The organism is Pseudoruegeria sp. SHC-113 (assembly GCF_025376885.1).
Taxonomy (GTDB): Bacteria; Pseudomonadota; Alphaproteobacteria; order Rhodobacterales; family Rhodobacteraceae; genus Pseudoruegeria.
In genome coordinates, this window is sequence record NZ_JAHUBR010000001.1 from 618456 (window position 1) to 636884 (window position 18429).

At 65.4% G+C, this 18429-nt stretch carries 22 protein-coding genes; 15 read left to right on the top strand and 7 right to left on the bottom strand.

What is annotated here, in order from left to right; all coding sequences use genetic code 11:
- Positions 1-72 precede the first annotated feature (72 nt).
- The 8 genes from KVX96_RS03030 (at position 73) to KVX96_RS03065 (ending at position 6676) form a co-directional block, all read left to right on the top strand.
- The gene (locus KVX96_RS03030; RefSeq protein ID WP_261192751.1) at positions 73-699 is read left to right on the top strand and encodes an HAD family hydrolase; all 627 of its coding nucleotides are present in this window, start codon (positions 73-75) and stop codon (positions 697-699) included.
- Positions 696-1628 carry an ornithine cyclodeaminase family protein gene (locus KVX96_RS03035; RefSeq protein ID WP_261192752.1) on the top strand — a complete coding sequence of 311 codons (933 nt, stop codon included), beginning with the start codon at positions 696-698 and terminating at the stop codon, positions 1626-1628. The genes KVX96_RS03030 and KVX96_RS03035 overlap by 4 nt, the downstream gene beginning before the upstream one ends.
- A gap of 3 nt (positions 1629-1631) precedes the next feature.
- On the top strand, positions 1632-2558 hold the full coding sequence (locus KVX96_RS03040) for an alpha/beta fold hydrolase (RefSeq protein ID WP_261192753.1): 927 nt from the start codon (positions 1632-1634) through the stop codon (positions 2556-2558).
- A 455-nt stretch (positions 2559-3013) separates the two neighbouring features.
- Positions 3014-3526, top strand: coding sequence for a hypothetical protein (locus KVX96_RS03045; RefSeq protein ID WP_261192754.1), 513 nt, complete (start codon positions 3014-3016; stop codon positions 3524-3526).
- A 576-nt stretch (positions 3527-4102) separates the two neighbouring features.
- Positions 4103-4663, top strand: coding sequence for a hypothetical protein (locus KVX96_RS03050; protein ID WP_261192755.1), 561 nt, complete (start codon positions 4103-4105; stop codon positions 4661-4663).
- Positions 4664-4907: 244 nt separating this feature from the next.
- Complete coding sequence (locus tag KVX96_RS03055) at positions 4908-5822, top strand: thioredoxin family protein (RefSeq protein WP_261192756.1); 915 nt, start codon at positions 4908-4910, stop codon at positions 5820-5822.
- 27 nt (positions 5823-5849) lie between these two features.
- On the top strand, positions 5850-6497 hold the full coding sequence (locus KVX96_RS03060) for an LON peptidase substrate-binding domain-containing protein (RefSeq protein ID WP_261192757.1): 648 nt from the start codon (positions 5850-5852) through the stop codon (positions 6495-6497).
- A complete protein-coding gene (locus KVX96_RS03065; protein ID WP_261192758.1) occupies positions 6494-6676 on the top strand; it encodes a Trm112 family protein in 183 nt (60 codons plus the stop codon). The genes KVX96_RS03060 and KVX96_RS03065 overlap by 4 nt, the downstream gene beginning before the upstream one ends.
- Positions 6677-6694: 18 nt before the next feature.
- Here the strand turns inward: KVX96_RS03065 and KVX96_RS03070 are convergent, their stop codons facing one another.
- Positions 6695-7993, bottom strand: coding sequence for an NADH:flavin oxidoreductase/NADH oxidase family protein (locus tag KVX96_RS03070; RefSeq protein WP_261192759.1), 1299 nt, complete (start codon positions 7991-7993; stop codon positions 6695-6697).
- 145 nt (positions 7994-8138) lie between these two features.
- Here KVX96_RS03070 and KVX96_RS03075 point away from each other — a divergent pair, with 145 nt between their 5' ends.
- A complete protein-coding gene (locus KVX96_RS03075; RefSeq protein ID WP_261192760.1) occupies positions 8139-8660 on the top strand; it encodes a prolyl-tRNA synthetase associated domain-containing protein in 522 nt (173 codons plus the stop codon).
- 13 nt (positions 8661-8673) lie between these two features.
- Here KVX96_RS03075 and KVX96_RS03080 read toward each other — a convergent pair whose 3' ends face one another.
- Entirely contained in the window at positions 8674-9411 is a 738-nt protein-coding gene (locus KVX96_RS03080) for an aspartate/glutamate racemase family protein (RefSeq protein WP_261192761.1), read from the bottom strand.
- A 3-nt stretch (positions 9412-9414) separates the two neighbouring features.
- The gene (locus tag KVX96_RS03085) at positions 9415-10269 is read right to left on the bottom strand and encodes a class I SAM-dependent methyltransferase (RefSeq protein ID WP_261192762.1); all 855 of its coding nucleotides are present in this window, start codon (positions 10267-10269) and stop codon (positions 9415-9417) included.
- A gap of 142 nt (positions 10270-10411) precedes the next feature.
- Here KVX96_RS03085 and KVX96_RS03090 point away from each other — a divergent pair, with 142 nt between their 5' ends.
- Positions 10412-11143, top strand: coding sequence for a hypothetical protein (locus KVX96_RS03090; RefSeq protein WP_261192763.1), 732 nt, complete (start codon positions 10412-10414; stop codon positions 11141-11143).
- A gap of 65 nt (positions 11144-11208) precedes the next feature.
- On the opposite strand, the gene KVX96_RS03095 is transcribed toward KVX96_RS03090, so the two are convergent.
- A complete protein-coding gene (locus KVX96_RS03095; protein ID WP_261192764.1) occupies positions 11209-11790 on the bottom strand; it encodes an FMN-dependent NADH-azoreductase in 582 nt (193 codons plus the stop codon).
- A 121-nt stretch (positions 11791-11911) separates the two neighbouring features.
- Between KVX96_RS03095 and KVX96_RS03100 the strand changes: the two genes are divergently transcribed.
- From KVX96_RS03100 to KVX96_RS03115, 4 genes are all read left to right on the top strand, one after another.
- Positions 11912-12805 carry a LysR family transcriptional regulator gene (locus tag KVX96_RS03100; protein WP_261192765.1) on the top strand — a complete coding sequence of 298 codons (894 nt, stop codon included), beginning with the start codon at positions 11912-11914 and terminating at the stop codon, positions 12803-12805.
- Positions 12778-13716 (top strand): DMT family transporter, encoded by a 939-nt coding sequence (locus KVX96_RS03105; RefSeq protein ID WP_261192766.1) that lies wholly within the window; start codon positions 12778-12780, stop codon positions 13714-13716. Before KVX96_RS03100 ends, KVX96_RS03105 begins: the two co-directional genes overlap by 28 nt.
- 225 nt (positions 13717-13941) lie before the next feature.
- A complete protein-coding gene (locus tag KVX96_RS03110) occupies positions 13942-14652 on the top strand; it encodes a hypothetical protein (RefSeq protein WP_261192767.1) in 711 nt (236 codons plus the stop codon).
- A 265-nt stretch (positions 14653-14917) separates the two neighbouring features.
- Positions 14918-16261, top strand: a complete 1344-nt coding sequence (locus tag KVX96_RS03115) for a metal-dependent hydrolase family protein (protein ID WP_261192768.1) — start codon at positions 14918-14920, stop codon at positions 16259-16261.
- A 45-nt stretch (positions 16262-16306) separates the two neighbouring features.
- On the opposite strand, the gene recR is transcribed toward KVX96_RS03115, so the two are convergent.
- Positions 16307-16906, bottom strand: coding sequence for a recombination mediator RecR (recR, locus tag KVX96_RS03120; protein WP_261192769.1), 600 nt, complete (start codon positions 16904-16906; stop codon positions 16307-16309).
- Between the two features lie 15 nt (positions 16907-16921).
- A complete protein-coding gene (locus tag KVX96_RS03125; RefSeq protein ID WP_261192770.1) occupies positions 16922-17266 on the bottom strand; it encodes a YbaB/EbfC family nucleoid-associated protein in 345 nt (114 codons plus the stop codon).
- A 183-nt stretch (positions 17267-17449) separates the two neighbouring features.
- Between KVX96_RS03125 and KVX96_RS03130 the strand changes: the two genes are divergently transcribed.
- Positions 17450-17635 (top strand): CTP synthetase, encoded by a 186-nt coding sequence (locus tag KVX96_RS03130; protein WP_261192771.1) that lies wholly within the window; start codon positions 17450-17452, stop codon positions 17633-17635.
- A 9-nt stretch (positions 17636-17644) separates the two neighbouring features.
- Here the strand turns inward: KVX96_RS03130 and KVX96_RS03135 are convergent, their stop codons facing one another.
- Positions 17645-18403 (bottom strand): alpha/beta fold hydrolase, encoded by a 759-nt coding sequence (locus tag KVX96_RS03135; RefSeq protein WP_261192772.1) that lies wholly within the window; start codon positions 18401-18403, stop codon positions 17645-17647.
- Between the last annotated feature and the right edge of the window lie 26 nt (positions 18404-18429).

Here is an 18429-nt window from a genome sequence, read left to right on the forward strand (position 1 = left end):
TCTTGAACCTCACCCACAAACCCAAGAGGCTGTGCGCAAACCTGCTTCCCTACCCATGAAAAGGCCCGCCCCATGCCCAAACCCCAAGCTGTGGTGTTCGACATCGGCAACGTCCTGATCGAATGGCAGCCCGAGCGCCACTACGACGCCATCGTCGGCGAGGCCCGCCGTAAGGAGATGTTCGCCGCCGTCGATCTGCACGCGATGAACGACCGCGTCGATCTGGGCGAGAACTTCCACGACACGGTGATGGATTGCGCTAAAGCCTACCCGGAATTCGCCGAGGACATCCGCCGCTGGCATGACGACTGGCTCCACATGGCGAGCCCCGCCATTCCGCACTCGGTTGCCCTGCTGCGCGCTCTGCGCAAGGCGGGGGTCCCCGTCTTTGCGCTCTCCAACTTCGGGGTGGAAACCTTCGCCCTTGCCGAAGTCGAATACCCCTTCCTGCAGGAGTTCGACCGCCGTTACATCTCCGGCCACATGCGCCTCGCCAAGCCGGGGCCCGAGATCTACGCCGCGCTCGAAGCTGATAGCGGCGTCGCGCCCGAGGCGCTTCTTTTCGCCGATGACCGCGCCGACAATATCGCCGCCGCCAAGGCGCGCGGCTGGCAGACGCACCTCTTTACCGGGCCGCAAGGCTGGGCGCGGGCGTTGGTTGAGACCGGGCTGCTCACGGACGCGGAGGCCGGCCTGTGAGCCTGCCGATCATCAGCCGGGCCGAGGCCGAGCCGCATCTGGACTGGCTCGCCCTCACGGAAGCGCTGGAAGCGGGCCACAGCCTGCCCCGCGCCGAGATCGGCGACACCTTCCTGCGCCGCGGGGAGGACACGCTGCTCTCGCGCTCGGCCTTCATCGACGGCCTCGGCATCGCGGTGAAATCCGCCACCATCTTTCCCGGCAATGCGGGCGGTGACGTGCCGACGATCAACGGCGCGGTGAGCCTCTTTGCCGATGCCGATGGAACGCTGGAGGCGCTGGTGGATTTCCACCTCGTCACCAAGTGGAAAACCGCAGGCGACAGCCTACTGGCCGCCCGCAAACTGGCCCGCCCCGACAGTGAGGTGATCCTGATCGTCGGCGCAGGCACGGTGGGCCATTCGCTGCGGGAAGCCTATGCGGCCGCCTTCCCCAAGGCGCGGTTTCTCGTCTGGAACCGCTCGCCCGCCCCGGCCGAAGCCTTCGCCGCCGCCCATCCCGATACGCAGGCCGCGCCCGATCTGGAGGCCGCCGTGCGGCTGGCTGACATCATCACCTCCGCCACCATGTCCACCGCGCCGCTGATCAAGGGCGCGTGGCTGCGCGAAGGCCAGCATCTGGACGGGATCGGCGCTTACCGGGCCGACATGCGCGAATACGATGACGCGGTACTGCGCTGTGCCAGCCTCTTCGTCGACAGCCGCGACACGACGCTGGCCCATATCGGCGAGCTGAAAACGCCGCTGGCCGAAGGGGTGATCACGGAAGCCGACATCCGCGCCGATTACTACGATCTGCCCTCTGGCCGCTTTGCCCGCAGCAGTGACGCCGAGATCACCTTTTTCAAGAACGGCGGCGGCGCGCATCTCGACCTGATGACGGCCCGACACATCCTCAAAGTCTGGCAAGCCGCGCAGGGGCAGCGCTGAGCCATGCTCTGGCTGGGCCTCTTCCTTCTACTGGCGGCCTGCGTGGCCGGTTTACCCTTCTGGCTGGAACGCCGCCGCGCAGGGGTGCAGAAACGCACCGCTTTGGCCGGGGAGCGCCGGATCGGTGCGGAAGGGGCGCGCACGCTCTGCCGCTGGCAGGGGCCGGTGAAGGGGCCGGTGGCGCTTTGCATCCATGGGCTGACAACACCGCAGCAGGCCTTTGACCCGCTCGCACCCCATCTGGCGCGCATGGGCTTTCGGGTGCTGACCTATGATCTGCCGGGCCGTGGGGGCTCCGAGGCAAGGGCAGGCGAACAGGACACCGCCTTCTTCCTCGCCCAACTTCAGGAAGTGCTGGAGGCGCAGGGCGTGGAGCATTGCGATCTGGTGATCGGCTATTCAATGGGCGGCTCCATCGCCGCCGCCTTTGCTGCCGACGCGCCGCACCGGGTGGGCCATCTTGTCCTGCTGGCCCCGGCGGGGCTGGGGCTGACCCTGCCGCGCTGGCAGGAGATCGCGCGTGACGTGCCGGGTTTGGGCGATTGGCTGATGCTGGGTGTCGGGCGGGCCCGGCTGGCCCAGGCCTTCCGCACGTCTGCCGCAGCAGAAAACGCCCCGCCGGATATTCTCGCCGCTCAGCTTTCCGCCCTCGCACAACGCGGCTTCCTGCCCGCGGTGCTGTCGAGCCTGCGGTATGCGCTTTCGGAAGACGGCGGCCCCGCGCAGGCGCGTCTGGCAGAGGCGGGCGTGCCGCTGCTGGCGATCTGGGGGGCGCAGGACGCGGTGATCCCGAAGTCCGCCCTTGGCCGCCTTGCCCAGATCAACCGCGCCGCGCGGCAGGAAGTGCTGGAAACAGCCGGCCACGGGCTGCCCTACACCCACGCCGACTCAATCGCGGCAGAGCTGCGCGGCTTCCTGAGGGAGCTTTAAACACCCCCGCAAGCAATCCTTGGCCCCGTTTTGCGGATCTGCCACCGGGGCGCAGGAAAAAAGCTGCACATAATTTCGCATCCGCCTGTAAATCTCTGCGCAGAGTTTCGGTGATCCGGCAGGCGCGCGCTCACCCCAAAATCCGGTGATCTCGCAGGTCCGTGATCGACCGTGAGGAAACTCGCGCGTTTACTGGGGTGTTATTTTACGGGTTCGCCCGGAAATCCAGCACCACGCCCGATCAACCCCCACCCCCTCCGTCTGTAAAAAAATGCACAGGGCCTGCGCCGACGGAACGGTGGAGATGCGCGGCGCGGCGCGGTGGCGGCCCCCCTCTTTTCATTCGCCAGCGGCACCCTTACCTCAATCTCATCGCAACGACGGGCCCCAAGCCCACCGAAACTAGAAACCCCAAGTCGCAGGCCAAACCCCAAATGCCTGCAGGAGAAAACGACATGTTCAAGAAACTCGCAATCACCGCCGTCGCCACTGCCCTCGCTGTTCCCGCCTTCGCTGGCAACCCGAACACCCCGGGCGCGATCCAGATGTCTTACGAGGCTGGCGTGACGCCCGGCGTCTACGATGTGGCCCAACTGCAGCGTCTGCAGGAAGCCCGCTCCAACGGCGACATGGAAGCCGTGAACTTCATCCTGAGCCAAGGCGCTGACACCTCCGTCAACACGCTGGACGCCACCTCCGGCAACGCAGGCAAAGCCCAACTCGCCGCGATCGCCGGTGTGAACGCCGACGATTTCACCGTGGCCCAGCTTGATCGCCTGATCGACGCACAGCGCGACGGTGATAAGGAAGAAGTCCGCTTCATCCTGAGCCAAGCCGGCTCCTTCGTGGAAGGCGATGTGGTCTCCACCTCTTCCGTGCCGAGCCAAGGCGCCCAGATGCTGGGCAAGCTGACCGGCAAAGACGCCGCCACCACGCCGCTGAGCGAACTGGTCGGCGACGACCTCTGATCACGGTAGCGCCTGCCCCCCTCGCGGGGGCATGCCACCGGTTTTCCTTCCAGTAAGGACCCAGTCACGGGCACCCGAAGCGGTGCCCGTTTTCGGTCGCGCGCGACCGTTCAGGCGGCAGGAGCTTGGGGCCCTGCCGCCTTTCTTGTGTCTGCCATCCGGCGGGCTCTGCGGCCTGTTAAATCAGCCCCTGCTTTTCGCATTTGCGCACCCTTTCCGATGATCCTTGGACAGGCCATGCGGGAGGCTGGCTCTTGCAATCACCATTGGGGCGGTTGGAAGTTTGCCGGAAAGATGCAGAAATTATGAAAGTCATCGAAAAAACAGTATCTTAACGTTGCTTCGGCAAGGGGCGATGTGGGCCTTTAGGCCCTTTGCCTAGTGTGGAATTCCGCACAGATCCTGTGCCCTTCAAAGCCTCACAATTCGGCGACGATCCGTGATCGGCGGCCCTCTTTTCAGCGTCGGTCCCAGCCCATATCTCCCAATCATCGCAACGACGGGCCCCAAGCCCAACCAGACTTCAAACCCCAAACAACGGCCACCCTCCCCAATGTGGCCAAAGGAGAAAACAAGATGTTCAAGAAAATCGCCCTCACCGCTGTCGCCGCTGCCATCGCCGTCCCGGCTTTCGCAGGCAACCCGCAAAGCGCCGGTGCCATCCAGATGTCGCTGGAAGCCGGCGTCACCCCCGGCATCTATGATGTCGCCCAGCTGCAGCGCCTGCAGGAAGCCCGCGCCAACTCCGACAAGGAAACCGTGGCCTTCATCCTGAGCCAAGGGGCCGACTACGGCGTCAACACGCTGGACGGTTCTTCCGTGAACGGTGGCAAGCAGCAGCTCGCAAATGAGGCCGGTGTGAACGCCGCCGATTTCACGATCGCCCAGCTGGAGCGCCTGATCCAGGCACAGCGCGACGAGGATGACGAAGAGATCAACTTCGTCCTGAGCCAGGCCGGCACCTTCACCGACAACGGTGTCGTCTCCACCTCCTCCGTGCCGACCGCCGGTGACCGTATGCTCGCCGCGATCCACGGTGTGGATGCCTCCAGCCTGTCGCGCCATGACCTGATCCTGCTGGATCAAGCCATCTCCGACAACGATCAGGAACGCATCCGCTGGATCCTGAACAAGTAACACCTTCTCCGGAAGGCTTAGAGCTGCGGGCGCTCAGCATAGGGCGCCCGCACGGCCGCGCGCGGCCGCCACGGGCGGCAGGTGCTTGGGGTCCTGCCGCCCCCCACTTCCTCTAAAATCCCCAATTCTTCCCCTTCTCTTCTGCTTCCGGCGCGCCACACAGGGCGCGCCCCTTGCAAGCCCCCCCTCTTTGCGCCATCTAAACCCTGACACAGCGCCCAAGCGATGCATTCAGGAGGCTTTCATGCTGGAATTCGGCAACACACCCGCCCCGGCCGGGGCCTCGGCAGGCGATCTGATCAAGGACGTCACCGAAGCCACTTTCATGGCCGACGTGGTGGAAGAGAGCCAGACGACCCCCGTGATCGTGGATTTCTGGGCCCCGTGGTGTGGCCCCTGCAAGACCCTCGGCCCGGCCCTTGAAGCCGCCGTCACCGCTGCCGGTGGCAAGGTGAAGATGGCCAAGGTCGACGTGGATCAGAACCAGATGATCGCGGGCCAGCTCCGCATCCAGAGCATTCCCACCGTCTATGCCTTTTGGCAGGGCCAGCCGGTGGACGGCTTCCAGGGCGCGCTGCCGGCGTCCGAGATTCAGACCTTCGTGGATCGCGTCGCCGCTCTGGCGGGCGATGGCGGGTTGGCCGATGCCGTGGCCGCCGCCGAAGAGATGCTCGCCGAAGGGGCCGCGGAAGACGCCGCGCAGACCTTCGCCGCCATTCTGGAAGAAGACCCGAAGAACGCCGCCGCCTATGCCGGGCTGATGAACGCGCTTCTGGCACTGGGCGACACCGCGCAGGTCAAAGCGATGCTGGAAGCCGCTCCGGCCGAGATCGCGGGCACGGCGGAAGTGGAAGCCGTGCGCGCCCAGATCGCGCTGGCGGACCAGGCCGCCGACGCGGGCCCCGTGGCCGAGCTGCGCGCTGCCGTGGAGGCCGATGCCGACAATCTTGAAGCCCGCTTCGAGCTGGCTAAGGCGCTGCATGCGGCGGGCGAGGTGGAAGAGGCCGTGGCCGAATTGCTGGAGCTGTTCCGCCGGGATCGGGAGTGGAACGAGGGCGCCGCGAAGGCGCAGCTTTTCACCATCTTCGACGCGCTGAAACCGCAGGATCCCATCGCGTTGAACGGGCGGCGCAAGCTCTCGTCGATGATCTTTGCCTGACCGCGGTTTCGGTCTATCTTGACCGTCATGTTTCCTGCTGCGGATCTCCCGGACACCATTGCTGTCTTTCCACTGCCCGGGGCGCTGCTGCTGCCCCGCGCCCGCTTGCCTTTGCATATCTTCGAGCCGCGCTACCTCGCGATGCTCGATGATACGCTCAAGACGAGCCACCGGCTGATCGGCATGGTGCAGCCCATGGAAACGCCGGGGCGCACCGAGAAACGGCTGCACCGGATCGGCTGTGCGGGCCGCGTGACGGGCTTCTCCGAAACCGAAGACGGGCGCTACATGATCACGCTCGCCGGCATCTCGCGCTTCCGCATCGAAAACGAAGTCGCCGGATTCAGCCCCTACATCCGGGCGGATGTGAGCTGGGCCGGGTTTGAGCGCGATACCGGGGCGGCCGAGAAGGACTCAGGCTTCGATCGCTCTGCCCTGATGGCCCTGCTGAAGCGCTATTTCACTGCTCAGGATCTGCGCACCGACTGGGAAGCCCTGCGCGAGGCGGAGGATGAATTGCTGATCAATTCGCTCTCCATGCTTTGCCCGTTCGAAAACGAGGACAAGCAGGCCCTGCTCGAAGCGCCCTCGCTGCGCACCCGGCGCGAAACCCTTGTGACGTTGATCGAGTTCGCCCTGCGCAGCGGCGGCCATGAAGAAGAGGTGATGCAATGAAGGAAGACGGAACCTTTGATCCGCGCATGCTGGAGGCGCTTGTCTGCCCGATCACGCAGAACCGGCTGGACTGGAACGCCGAGACGCAGGAGCTGATCTCGAAATCCGCCAATCTCGCCTTCCCGGTGCGCAATGGCATCCCGGTGATGCTGGTCAGCGAAGCGCGCGAGCTGGACTAGACGCGCGCTTTTACGGCCTCAACCTCGCGCCGCCATCCGGCGCGGCATCCGGCGCAGCGCTTTAAAGGTGCTCAAGCCAAGGTAGCTGCCCACCAGCCCAGCGGCGAAGGCCTTCTCGCCCTCCTGAGGTGCCTGCCCTTTGCCCATGCGGTGCATCTGGGCCACGTAGAATTCCACCCGCGCCACGGTGTTGAGCAGGTTTACCACGCCCGGCGGGGCGTTCACGCCAAAGCGTCCCTTACCCAGCACCAGCCCGTCCTCGTCGATACCTATCTTTTCCAGATCGCCCGCGATCAGCCCTTCGGGCGCATCGGGCGCTACGCAGAGCGGGCGGGCCAGCCCGACCATGGCGATGCCATCTTCCGCGATGGCCGCCTCCATCGCCACGCGGCTGCGAAAGCCGCCGGTGACCATGATCGGCACCGAAAGCCCCTCCCGGATCTCCTGCGCATACTCAAGGAAGAAGGCCTCGCGCTTGCGGGTGCTTTCGCGCTGGGGCGCGGCCTCGGCCGTAACCTCGGCGAAGGCCATTTCCTCGTAGGTGCCGCCGGAGATTTCCAACAGGTCGATGCCGTCTTCCTCCAGCCAGCGGGCCACCTGTTTGCACTCTTCCAGAGTGAAGCCGCCCTTCTGGAAATCCGCCGAATTGAGCTTTACGCCGATGGGAAAGCCCGGCCCGACAGCCGCGCGGGTGGCCGTAACGACGGCGCGCAGGAAGCGGGCGCGGTTCTCAAGCGAGCCGCCCCAATCATCGCCGCGCCGGTTGGTGATTGGCGACAGGAACTGGCTGATCAGGTAACCATGCGCCCCGTGGATCTGTACCCCGTCAAAGCCCGCCTTCTGCGCGATGCGCGCGGTTTCAGCGTAGCGGGCGATCACCTCGGCGATCTCGGCCTCCGTCATTGCGCGGGGCTTGCCGAAGAGGCCGAGCAGCTTCAGCTTTTCCTCCGAAGGCGAGAGCGGGCGCGGGTTGATGATCATCGGGCATTGGCGGCCCGGATGGCTGATCTGCATCCAGACGTGCGATCCGCCCCATTGCGCCGCCTTGGCCCAGCGGGACACCGCGGCGAGGTGGCGTTCGTCTTCCACCACCACATTGCCGGGGCGCTCCAGCGAGCGGCCATCCACCATCACGTTGCCCGTCACCAGTAGGCCCGCACCCCCGCGCGACCAGCGGGCATAGAGCGCGTCATGGGCGGGGGTGGGGGCATCATCGGCCCCGGCGAGCGCTTCCGTCATGGCGCTTTTGCCGATCCGGTTGGGCAGCGACACGCCGCAGGGCAGGGGGAGCGGGGCGGCGAGCGGGCTTTGCGTCATGGGGATCCTTAAACCTTTGGTTGCAGCCAGATTTGGGGGCTTTTGACTTTAGGTCAAGATGGCGGAAGAAAACCATCTGGCCTGTGGGGTTGATCCTGCCGCGCTGGCGGGGCAGCAAGGGCGCAAGGAACCGAGGGAGGCCGGGATGGCAGAAGATACTCACACCGCCGTGACTGCAGAAGGTTTGCTGGCGCAGCTCAAGGCTTGGGGCCTGCCCTACATGCTGCATCACCACGTGCCGCTGCGCACGGTGGAGGAGGCCAAATCGGTGGAGGCCAGCATGGCGGTGCCAGGACAGAAGGCCTTCCGCACCAAGAACCTGTTCCTGCGCGACCGCAAGAAACGCGGCTACCTGATCACACTGGAGCAGGATCGCGCAGTGGATTTGAAAGCGCTGGGAGCGCAAATTGGCGCGCCGGGGCTGTCGTTCGGCTCGCCCGAGCGGCTGAAGGAGGCGCTGGGCGTGGCGCCGGGCGCGGTGAGCGCGCTGGCGATGATCAACGGCGTGGAGGCGGGTGTCACCTTCCTGATGGATGCCGCCGCGCAGGAGGCCGATGTGATCTACATGCATCCGCTGGTGAACGATCAGACCGTCGCGATGCGGCGCGAGGACGTGCTCGCTTTCATGGAGCGCATCGGCTGCGATCTGCGCTGGCTCTCTTTCTAGTCACGCTTTCTCGTTACGCCAATGCCAGCCGCAGCGCGGCGCGCACATGGGCGGCGGAGGGGTTCACGAAGGTGAAACCCCCTTCCTCGAAGGCGACATCGTCCAGATGCGCAGGGAAGGCCAGCGGCAGTTCGGTGCAGGCCAGCAGGATGGCCGTGCCCGGCGTGGCATGGCGGGCGCAGAAGGCCAGCAGCCGGGCCTGCGCGGCCGGGCTGGCGCCGCCGTAAAACTCGGTGTCGATCATCGCCTGCATCTCGGCGATCTCATCCTCGGGCAGTTGCGCATTTGCCGCGACGCCGACCTCGGCAAGCGCCTGCGCGTAATCCTGCGCCTGCATCGTGACGGCGGTCCCAAGTACGAGCGCCGCCTTGCAGCCGGTCTCGGCGGTGGCCTGCGCGGCCTCGGTGAAGATCGACAGGATCGGCATCGTCACCCCTTGCCGGATCGCATGGAGCCGGGCGTGGGGCGTGTTGGAGGCGATCAGCGCGAAATCGCAGCTCGCGGCTTCAAGCCGAAGCATGGCGTCGCGGAAGATGGCGTCAAACCCCGCCCAGCTGGCCTCATCGCCGGCGGTGCCACGCAGGGCGCGGGTCTGGGATTGGGTGACGGATTCAATCGTCATCGGCGGCACGGGCAGGGGGGATTTTGCCCCCTGCGCGGCGAAGTGCGCGCCCGCGCCTTCGCAGATCGCCCGGTAGTAATCGATGGTGGACGCCCAGCCGACCCCGCCCAGAATGCCGATTTTTTTCATCGCTCAGCCTTTGCGCGCGGTGAACAGGTTGAAGCTTGCCGGAATCTCGACACCCTCCGCCCCGGCGTAGCGGTGCCAGTCCTGCGCAAGATCCGCTGCAATCGCCCCCTTCTCGGCCTCGCTGGCACCGGCTTCCAGGCAGATCCGCCCAGCAGGCCCGATCTCCATCGCCAGAGAGGCGGCGTCTTCGGGGCTGCCCGGCGGGGTAAGCGCCACCCTGACCGTATCGGCTGAGACGTCCTGCAGCCCTGCCTGCGCAAGCAGGCCGCAGACGCGCTCCTGATCGGCAAAGGCCATGGGGCCGGGCTCATGGGGGTCTGTGGGCGCGGGCGCACCGAAGCGGGTGACGGCGTGGTGGCGCGGCCCGGAGAACCACGGGTTTTCGTCCAGCGCGCGCCAGCAGAGAAAGGCGATGCGGCCTCCGGGGCGCAGGCTGCGCGCGATGTTGCGGAAGGCGGCGACGGGATCGGCAAAGAACATCACCCCGAAGCGGGAAGCCGCAATGTCGAAGGTTGCGGGGGCAAACGGATGCAGTTGCACATCCGCCAGCAGGAACCGCGCGCCGCTTTGCGCCTGCGCCTCCAGCCGTTCGGCGGCGTCCAGAAGGCTGGTGGAAATATCAGCCCCCGTGGCCGAGCCCTCGGGCCCGGCGGTCTGAGCGAAATCTATCGTTGAACGCCCGGCCCCGCAGCCGATGTCCAGTACGTGCTCGCCGGGCTGCACGGCGGCGGCCTCCTGCAGGGCGCGCAGAGGCGGAGTGAACAGCGTGTCGAGCGCCTCCTGCCGGGCCACCCATTTCAGGCCGGGGCCGGATGTCCAGAACTCGCCCTGCGCGGCATTCGGTGTATCTTGGGTCATGGGAGCCTTCCGAAAACTGGTGGGCTATCGGTGAAGGCTGCGCCACGAGCGACCGCTTGGCCAGAAATTTCTTGCCTCCGGCGGGGATATTTTTGCCAAGATGAAGCATGAGGCGCGGCGCTGACAGGAAAGGATGCAGCCTATGGGCGGCGCGAAGACAACGGTTCTGATCCTCGGCAGCGGGCCGAATGCGCTGGATTTGCGGGGCATGGATCGCAACGGATTTGATGAGATCGTGGTGATCAACAACGCCTGGCAGGTGGTGGAGGATTGGACCGTCCATATCGCGCCGGAGGATTTTCCGGCCGAGCAGCATCCGCCTGCTATACGCGCCGGTCAACGCAAGGTGGGGGCGGAGACTTACGTGCCGAGCCAGAACCGCTATGGCGGGGTTGTCTATGCCGGGGGCAGCATGGCGTTTACCACCACCTACTGGGTGCTGGACGCGCTTGCGCCAGATGTGATCGCTTATCTGGGGTGCGACATGGTCTATGCCGCCACTGGCAACACCCATTTCTACGGCACCGGCGCGGCGGACCCCCTGCGCAAGGATCCGACGCTGCAGTCGCTGGAGGCGAAGGCCCTGCGGATGGAGGCCGTGGCGGCGGCGCAGGGCTGTGCCTTGGTGAACCTGTCCGTCGCGGAGTCTGTCCTGCCCTATCCACGGTGCGATGTGGCCGGGCTTGGGGCGGTTGCGGGGCCACGCGAGGTGGATCGGGGGGCTGTAGAACGGGCTTTGGCGGCAGAAGCGCGCGCAGGCCTTGTGGTCCCCAGCGGGCGCTACTGGGAGAGCCTTGATGAACACGCCGGCGCGCAACTCGCGGACATCGATGGGCTTTGGCTGGAGACCTGCCCAGTTCCCGTGACAGCCTGAATTAAAAGCGCCGCCGCCGGCTTGGGGCCAGCGGCGGCTTCGGGGTGCCTAAGCGCGCGTGGGTGTCAGGCGGCTTTCAGGGCGGCGATAGCGGTGTTGGCCGCTTCCAGCGCGCCGGCCTCGTTCATGTTCAGCCCTGTGGCGCCGATGAACTCCACATCCGTGATGCCGATGAAGCCCAGCACCTGCCGCACCAGCGGCGTTGCGTGATCGTAGTCCGAGCCCAGCGGCACCCCGCCGGAGGCCACGGCCACGATGGCGCGCTTGCCCTCCAGCAGGCCGACGGGGCCGTTCTCGGTGTAGGTGAAGGTCACCCCGGCGCGGGCGATCTGGTCAACCCATTCCTTGAAGGCGGCGGGGGCGGAGAAGTTGTAGATCGGCAGGCCGATCACCAGCACATCGGCGGCCTTCACCTCGGCGATCAGCTCATCGGAGAGGGCGAGCACGTCGCGCTGGGCGTCGCTGCGATCGGCCTCGGGCGTGAAGTTCGCGCCCACCCAGGTTTCGCTGATCACCGGCAGGCCGCTGGCGAGATCGCGGGTGGTGACATCGGCACCGGGGAAGCGGGCGATGATGTTTTCGGTGAGTTGGCGGGAGAAGGAGCCTGCCTTGCGGGCGGAGGTCTCGATGCGGAGGATATTGGTCATGTCAGGGGTCCTTATGGCGGTCTGTGACGAGAAATCTGTTGTGGGAGAGATTTGGTTATTGCATTTGTGAACGCAATTGGCCCATTTTCACATTGAGTGTTTGAAATTGCACAGGTGCGCGATGGACAATTGGGATGAGATTCGCACGGCCTACCAAGTGGCCCGGATGGGAACCGTCAGCGGCGCGGCGGATGTGCTGGGCGTGCACCATGCCACGGTGATCCGCCACATCGACGCGCTGGAGGCGCAGCTGGGCGCGAAGCTCTTCCAGCGCCACGCGCGGGGCTATACGCCCACCGAGGCGGGGCGCGATCTCTTGCAGGTGGCGCAGGCCACGGACGATCAGTTCACCCAGCTTGAAAGCCGCATCAAGGGTGGTGAGGGCGATATGCGCGGCGAATTGGTGGTGACGGCGCTGCCCAATTTCACCCCTCTGCTGGCCCCGGTGCTGGCGGAGTTCCAGATTGCCAACCCGGGCCTCGTGGTGCGCCTGCTCACCGGGCTGCGGCTGTTCCGGCTGGAATACGGCGAGGCCCATGTGGCGATCCGGGCCGGTTCCGCCCCGCAGGAGCCCGACAACGTGGTGCAACCTTTCTACAAGCAGGACATGGGGCTCTACGCCCACAAGAGCTACATGGCGCGGGCAGGCGAGGTGTCGAAAGAGGCACCGCTGGACAGCCATGCCTTCATCGGCCCGGATGATCCGGATTCCCGCGCGCCTTTCTACCAGTGGATGAAGGAGGCGATCCCGCGCGAGCGCGTCGTGTTCCGGCTGTCGGGCTCTGAAGAGGTGCTGGATGCCCTGCGCGGGGGCGTGGCGATCGGGTTTTTGCCGGTTTGGCAAGCCGTACAGGAGCCGGACCTCGTGCAGGTGATGCCGCCACGCCCGGAGTGGAGCGCGGCGTCGTGGATCGTGACCCATGTGGATCTGCACCGCACGCCCAAGGTGCAGGCCTTCCTTGGCCTGCTGAAGGAACGTTCGAAGGCATGGCCCTGCGCGACGGTGGAGGCTTGAGCACGGCCTCGCCTGCCGAAGCAGCGGGCGCGCGGCGGCAGGCGCTGCTGGGCCATGCGGCGATGCTTACTTTCTCGGCGCTGGTGGCGGGCAGTTTCAGCCTTGGCTCCATGGCCGCGAACGAGATCGCCCCGGCGGCGCTGAACGCGCTGCGCTTCCTGATCGCGGGCGCGCTGATCGGCACCATCGCCCATGCCACCGTCGGGCTGAAGCGCGTGCAGTTCGAGGCACCGTGGCGCTACGCGGTGCTGGGCGGGCTCTTCGCGATCTACTTCGTGCTGATGTTCGAAGGGCTGAAAACCGCGCCGCCGGTTTCGACCGCGGCTGTGTTCACGCTGACGCCGGTGATGTCGGCGGGGTTTGGCTACCTGCTCTTGCGCCAGATCACCACGCCACGCATGGCGCTGGCGCTGTCCATTGGCGCGGCCGGGGCGCTCTGGGTGATCTTCCGCGCAGATCTGGCCGCGCTGCTGGCCTTCCGCGTGGGCGAAGGCGAGATGATCTATTTCTGGGGCTGCGTGGCGCACGCCATCTACACGCCCATGGTGCGCCGCCTGAACCGGGGTGAGCCTGCCGTGGTGTTTTCCTTCGGGATGATGGTGGCGGGCTTCCTGATCCTCGCGCTCTGGGGCTGGCAAGACATCCTCGCCACTGACTGGCTTTCGCTGCCGCCCATCGTCTGGATCACCATCCTCTACACGGCTGTCTTTGCCTCGGCGGCCACCTTCGTGCTGCTGCAGTTCGCCGCTCTTCGCCTGCCTTCCGCCAAGGTCATGGCCTACACCTACCTCACGCCAAGCTGGGTGATCCTCTGGGAGATCGCGCTGGGACGGGGCGCGCCACCGGCACTGGTGCTGCCGGGGATCGCGCTCACGGTGCTGTCGCTGCTGTTGCTGCTGCGCGCGGAGTAAGCGGGCCGCCGCCGCAGCGCTATTTGGCGCAACCATATGAAAATAATGGAATATGTTTCCGCCCGACCCGGCGCTCGGGCCGGGATTTCAAGAGGCGATTTGCGTTCAGGGCTTGTACAAAAACGTTCATTTCAATCCCGCGTCGGGGGGCATAGCTGTGCCGCAGCGCCGAAGAGTGAACGGCGCAGTACAGTTTTACACGTGACAGAAAAAGAGCAGATCCCCATGAAGAAGATCCTTCTCGGCAGCCTCGCCGTGGCCACCACCCTTGCCGCCCCCGCCGCTTTCGCGGTGGAACTGAACGGCGCCTCCGTAGATCTGGGCTACTCCGCCTTCACCGATGACGGCGATGTGAACAAAACCGATCTCAACAGTTCTGTGGAGCTTGGCTTCTCCCCGAACTTTGCCGCGCAGATCGATCTGGGGGCCTCGAAATTCGGCCTGACCAACGAAGACAACATCAACGCCGCACTGCACGGCATCTACCACCTCGATCAGGCCACCGCCTTCGGTGCCTTCTATGGCGTGGACAGAATTGCCGGCGAGAGCAACACCTTCTACGGCCTTGAAGCCGCCTACGACACCGGCCCCTATGAAACGCAGGGCTACGTGCAATTTGGCGACTACGGAAACGAGGATTTCTGGGGCGCCGGCGGTTCCCTGCGCTACGCGGTGAACGCAAGCTTCGGCCTTGGCGCGAGCTATGACTACGCCGACATCGACAACGCCTTCAGCGCGCAGCGCTTTGCCGCCGTGGCCGATTACAACGTCAACGACTCGACGCGCCTCTATGCGGAACTGGGCGTCCTGGACTCCAACGATCTGGGCGCAGATGCAGAACCCTTCATCGGCGCAGGCGTGAAAGTCTCGCTCGGTGGCGCAGGCGAGCCGACCTTCGGCAACCGTGGCCTGATCGGCCTGCTGCCGGGCCTTTGATCCGCAGCGAAAGACCTTGGGCCTGCCCGGCGATCGGGCGGGCCTCTGAAAGCCCAATCAAGCCCCATCCGCGCGCCGGTTTCCCTCGTTTCCCGTCGCGCGGGTGGGGCTTTTTCTTGAGTGGCATGCGCGCCGGGCTGACAGTACTGCCGCCGGACTTTTCCGGTAAGCGCCGGATTTCCTTTCGCCCTTCCTTGCCGTCACGAATGGCAACGCGCTCGCCTTCCGGTTAAGTTGCGTCCTGAACCAAACCGGAGATTTTCTGATGCTCACCAAACGCACCTTTCTTTCGGGCCTCCTGTCGAGCGCGGCGCTCACAGTGGCCCCCGCAACCGTCAAGGCAGCGACGCCCGATGCGACGCTCTTCACCAATGTGCGGGTTTTTGACGGGACATCCGATGCGCTGACGGGCCTGACCAATGTTTTGGTGGAAGGAGAGCTCATCAAGGAGATCTCACCAACGGCTGATGCTGCGCCAGAGGTGCCGCGTATCGACGGGGGCGGGCGCACCCTGATGCCGGGGCTGATCGACAATCACGTGCACCTGCAGTGGAATCAGGGGCCGATGGAGTTCATGACGGCGCGCCCGGATTACGTTGCCGCGCTGGCCCTGCGCGAGTGCGAAGCCACGTTGATGCGGGGATTCACCGGGGTCCGCGACACCGGCGGTGGGATCCTCGGCGTGGCGCGGGCGATTGACGAGGGCCTCTATCCCGGCCCGCGCATTCAGGCCTGCAACGCGGCGATTGGCATGACAGCCGGCCACGGGGACTATCGCCCGCGCAGCGTCCTGCCCCGTGTCTTCGGAGGGCCCGCCATTACAGAGCTTGAAGCCAAGCAGATTTCCATCATCGCGGACGGGGTCGCCGAGGTGCTGACGGCCACGCGCGAACAGTTCCGCCAAGGCGCGCATTTCATCAAGGTGTTCTCCGGTGGAGCTGTGTCCGGGCTCTATGACCCGCTAGACATCAACGAATACTCGCCGGATGAGTTGAAAGCCGCCGTGGAGGAAGCCAAGCGCTGGAACACCTACGCGGCCTCGCACGCCTATATGGATTCCTCGGTGCGCAGCGCGATTGAGGCGGGCTTTGCCTGTATCGAGCACTGCAACCTGATGACGCCGGACTCGATGGAACTTGCCGTTGAAAAGGGCGTCTGGCTGTCCACGCAGGTCGGCTTCTTCATGACGGATATTCCTGAAGGGTTTTCCGAAGCGCAGGCGCAGCGCCAGCAAATGGCGCGCGATGGGCTGGATGCGATGCTGCGGCTGGCGAAGGACTACGGTGCCAAGATCGCTCTGGGTACGGATTTCGTAGGCTCTTCCGAAACCAAAGCCACCCAGTTGAACGAGCTTGCGCTGCGCGCGCCGTGGTTCAGCAACGCCGAGATCCTGCAGCAGGCCACCGGCAACAACGGGCAGCTTTGGGAACTGGCCGGGCCGCGCAGCCCCTATCAGAAGGGGGCCGTTGGCGTGATCGTACCGGGGGCCTATGCCGATATCCTCCTCGTCAACGGAGATCCGGTTGCCGATCTTTCGGTGATGGCAACGGCCGACAATTTCGATGTCATCATGAAAGGCGGGCGGGCTTACAAGAACACCCTGTCTTGAGGCCGTCGGCGTTTCCAGCCGCGCCGCTGCCTTGAGCAGGGCGGCCTAGAAGCTCTTGCGCGCTTTCAGGGCGGCGGAGATCGTGCCGTCGTCCAGATAATCCAGCTCGCCGCCGATGGGCACGCCCTGCGCCAGCGAGGTGACGGCGACGCCCGCGCCTTCCAGTTGTTCGGCGATGTAATGGGCGGTGGTCTGGCCATCGACCGTGGCGTTGAGCGCGAGGATCACCTCGCTCACGCTTTCGCTGGCCACGCGGTCCAGAAGGCGGGGGATGCGCAGATCCTCGGGCCCGACGCTGTCCAGCGCGGAAAGCGTGCCGCCCAGCACGTGGTAGCGCCCGGCAAAAGCCTTGCCGCGCTCCATCGCCCAGAGATCGGCCACGTCCTCCACCACGCAAATCTGCCCGTTGCCGCGCTTCTCGGAGGCGCAGATCTCGCAGATGTCGGTGACACCGACGTTGCCGCAATTCAGGCATTCGCGCGCCGAAATCGCCACCTGGTGCATGGCGTCGGCCAGCGGGGTGAGCAGCAGGCTGCGCTTGCGGATCAGGTGCAGCACCGCGCGACGGGCCGAGCGCGGCCCGAGGCCGGGCAGCTTGGCCATCATCTCGATCAGATTCTCGATGTCGCGCGGGGCTTCGCTCATGTGGGGCAGATCGCCTTACACGGGCAGTTTCATGTCGGCGGGCAGGCCGAGGGATTCGGTGAGGTTCTTCATCTCTTCCTCATGGCGCACCGCGGCCTTGGCCTGTGCGTCCTTGATGGCGGCAAGGATCAGATCCTCGACAACTTCTTTCTCTTCCGGGTTGAAGATGGAAGGGTCGATCTCAAGGCCGATCAGCTCGCCCTTTACGGTGGAGGTGGCCTTCACGAGGCCCGCACCGGACACGCCTTCCACCTGCATCGTGTTCATCGCCTCCTGAAGCTCGGCGAGCTTCACCTGCATTTCCTGCGCCTTCTTCATCATCTTGGCCATATCGCCAAGGCCGCCGAGTCCTTTGAGCATGGGGTATCCTTCGTTGTCCGTTGTGGATGTGTTCATCTGTTCGGCCCCTGTTTACTTGGCCCGCCGGGCGCTGACAAACAAAAGCCTGCCGCTCGCAGATGGGGGCGGGTTTGATCGGTGTCAAATACACATTCCTGCACGCGAATATGATAGGCCCGACTCACATCCGCACAGGAGGCTTTCATGACGCGGCTGGCAATGGTGATCTTCTCGATGGTGGCAACGACGCTTGCGGGCACGGGCGTGGTGATCGCGCTGGTGACGGGGCTCGATACGCTGGTGCCGATCCTCGCCTTCGCGGCGCTGGGCTTCGTGCTGGCCTTCCCGGCCACGTGGCTGATCGCGCGCAAACTGGCGGCGCTGGGCTGAGCTTACGCCTCAGGCGTTCAGGAACACCCGGAGTGTGGCTTCGAACTCGCGCGGCTTCTCGGCGTGAAGCCAATGGCCCGCGCCGGGGATGCGGGAAAACCGCGCTTTCGGGAAATGCGCCTTGACCGTCTCGCGGTGCGCGGGCAGCACGTAGTCTGACTCCGCGCCGGAGAGGAAGAGCGTCGGGCCGGTGAACTGGCCGGTGACCTCGGGAAAGCCCACGATCTTGCTCATCTCGGCTTCCAGCGTGTCGAGGTTCAGCCGCCAGCGCTTTCCCTTCACGTCGAGCGATTGCAGCAGGAAGGCGCGGATGCCGTCTTCGGGCACGCTTACTTTCAAGGCACGATCCGCATCGCCGCGCGTGGAGATGGCGGAAAGATCCAGCCCGCGCATGGCGTGGATGTACTGCACCTGCGTGTGGCTGTAGGCGACAGGGGCGATGTCAGCCACCACGAGGCGGTTCACCATCTCGGGGTGCTCAAGCGCCAGCACCATGCTCGCCTTGCCGCCCATGGAATGGCCCACCACATCGGCCTGCCCGCCGTTGGCTGCAATGACCTCGGCCAGATCATCGGCCAGATCGGCGTAGCTGTGGGTGGGGAAATGCGCGCTTTCGCCGTGGTTGCGCATGTCCACCGTGAGCACCTCGCGCTCATCGGACAACCGCTTGGCGATCACGCCCCAATTGCGCGCGGAGCCATAAAGGCCATGGACGATCAGGAGGGGCGGGCGGCCGTTGGCAGAGCCGGTTCGAAGCGTGTTGAGCATGGGTTTGCTTTTAGCCGCTGGCACGC

What these genes read in the sequence shown, in the direction of transcription:
- KVX96_RS03100 (WP_261192765.1), top strand. Translation starts at nt 11,912, where the DNA reads ATGGACAATTGGGATGAGATTCGCACGGCCTACCAAGTGGCCCGGATG.
- KVX96_RS03045 (WP_261192754.1), top strand. Translation starts at nt 3,014, where the DNA reads ATGTTCAAGAAACTCGCAATCACCGCCGTCGCCACTGCCCTCGCTGTT.
- recR (WP_261192769.1), bottom strand. Translation starts at nt 16,906, where the DNA reads ATGAGCGAAGCCCCGCGCGACATCGAGAATCTGATCGAGATGATGGCC.
- KVX96_RS03070 (WP_261192759.1), bottom strand. Translation starts at nt 7,993, where the DNA reads ATGACGCAAAGCCCGCTCGCCGCCCCGCTCCCCCTGCCCTGCGGCGTG.
- KVX96_RS03065 (WP_261192758.1), top strand. Translation starts at nt 6,494, where the DNA reads ATGAAGGAAGACGGAACCTTTGATCCGCGCATGCTGGAGGCGCTTGTC.
- KVX96_RS03050 (WP_261192755.1), top strand. Translation starts at nt 4,103, where the DNA reads ATGTTCAAGAAAATCGCCCTCACCGCTGTCGCCGCTGCCATCGCCGTC.
- KVX96_RS03090 (WP_261192763.1), top strand. Translation starts at nt 10,412, where the DNA reads ATGGGCGGCGCGAAGACAACGGTTCTGATCCTCGGCAGCGGGCCGAAT.
- KVX96_RS03130 (WP_261192771.1), top strand. Translation starts at nt 17,450, where the DNA reads ATGACGCGGCTGGCAATGGTGATCTTCTCGATGGTGGCAACGACGCTT.
- KVX96_RS03055 (WP_261192756.1), top strand. Translation starts at nt 4,908, where the DNA reads ATGCTGGAATTCGGCAACACACCCGCCCCGGCCGGGGCCTCGGCAGGC.
- KVX96_RS03075 (WP_261192760.1), top strand. Translation starts at nt 8,139, where the DNA reads ATGGCAGAAGATACTCACACCGCCGTGACTGCAGAAGGTTTGCTGGCG.
- KVX96_RS03095 (WP_261192764.1), bottom strand. Translation starts at nt 11,790, where the DNA reads ATGACCAATATCCTCCGCATCGAGACCTCCGCCCGCAAGGCAGGCTCC.
- KVX96_RS03085 (WP_261192762.1), bottom strand. Translation starts at nt 10,269, where the DNA reads ATGACCCAAGATACACCGAATGCCGCGCAGGGCGAGTTCTGGACATCC.
- KVX96_RS03060 (WP_261192757.1), top strand. Translation starts at nt 5,850, where the DNA reads ATGTTTCCTGCTGCGGATCTCCCGGACACCATTGCTGTCTTTCCACTG.
- KVX96_RS03040 (WP_261192753.1), top strand. Translation starts at nt 1,632, where the DNA reads ATGCTCTGGCTGGGCCTCTTCCTTCTACTGGCGGCCTGCGTGGCCGGT.
- KVX96_RS03030 (WP_261192751.1), top strand. Translation starts at nt 73, where the DNA reads ATGCCCAAACCCCAAGCTGTGGTGTTCGACATCGGCAACGTCCTGATC.
- KVX96_RS03125 (WP_261192770.1), bottom strand. Translation starts at nt 17,266, where the DNA reads ATGCTCAAAGGACTCGGCGGCCTTGGCGATATGGCCAAGATGATGAAG.
- KVX96_RS03080 (WP_261192761.1), bottom strand. Translation starts at nt 9,411, where the DNA reads ATGAAAAAAATCGGCATTCTGGGCGGGGTCGGCTGGGCGTCCACCATC.
- KVX96_RS03105 (WP_261192766.1), top strand. Translation starts at nt 12,778, where the DNA reads ATGGCCCTGCGCGACGGTGGAGGCTTGAGCACGGCCTCGCCTGCCGAA.
- KVX96_RS03115 (WP_261192768.1), top strand. Translation starts at nt 14,918, where the DNA reads ATGCTCACCAAACGCACCTTTCTTTCGGGCCTCCTGTCGAGCGCGGCG.
- KVX96_RS03110 (WP_261192767.1), top strand. Translation starts at nt 13,942, where the DNA reads ATGAAGAAGATCCTTCTCGGCAGCCTCGCCGTGGCCACCACCCTTGCC.
- KVX96_RS03135 (WP_261192772.1), bottom strand. Translation starts at nt 18,403, where the DNA reads ATGCTCAACACGCTTCGAACCGGCTCTGCCAACGGCCGCCCGCCCCTC.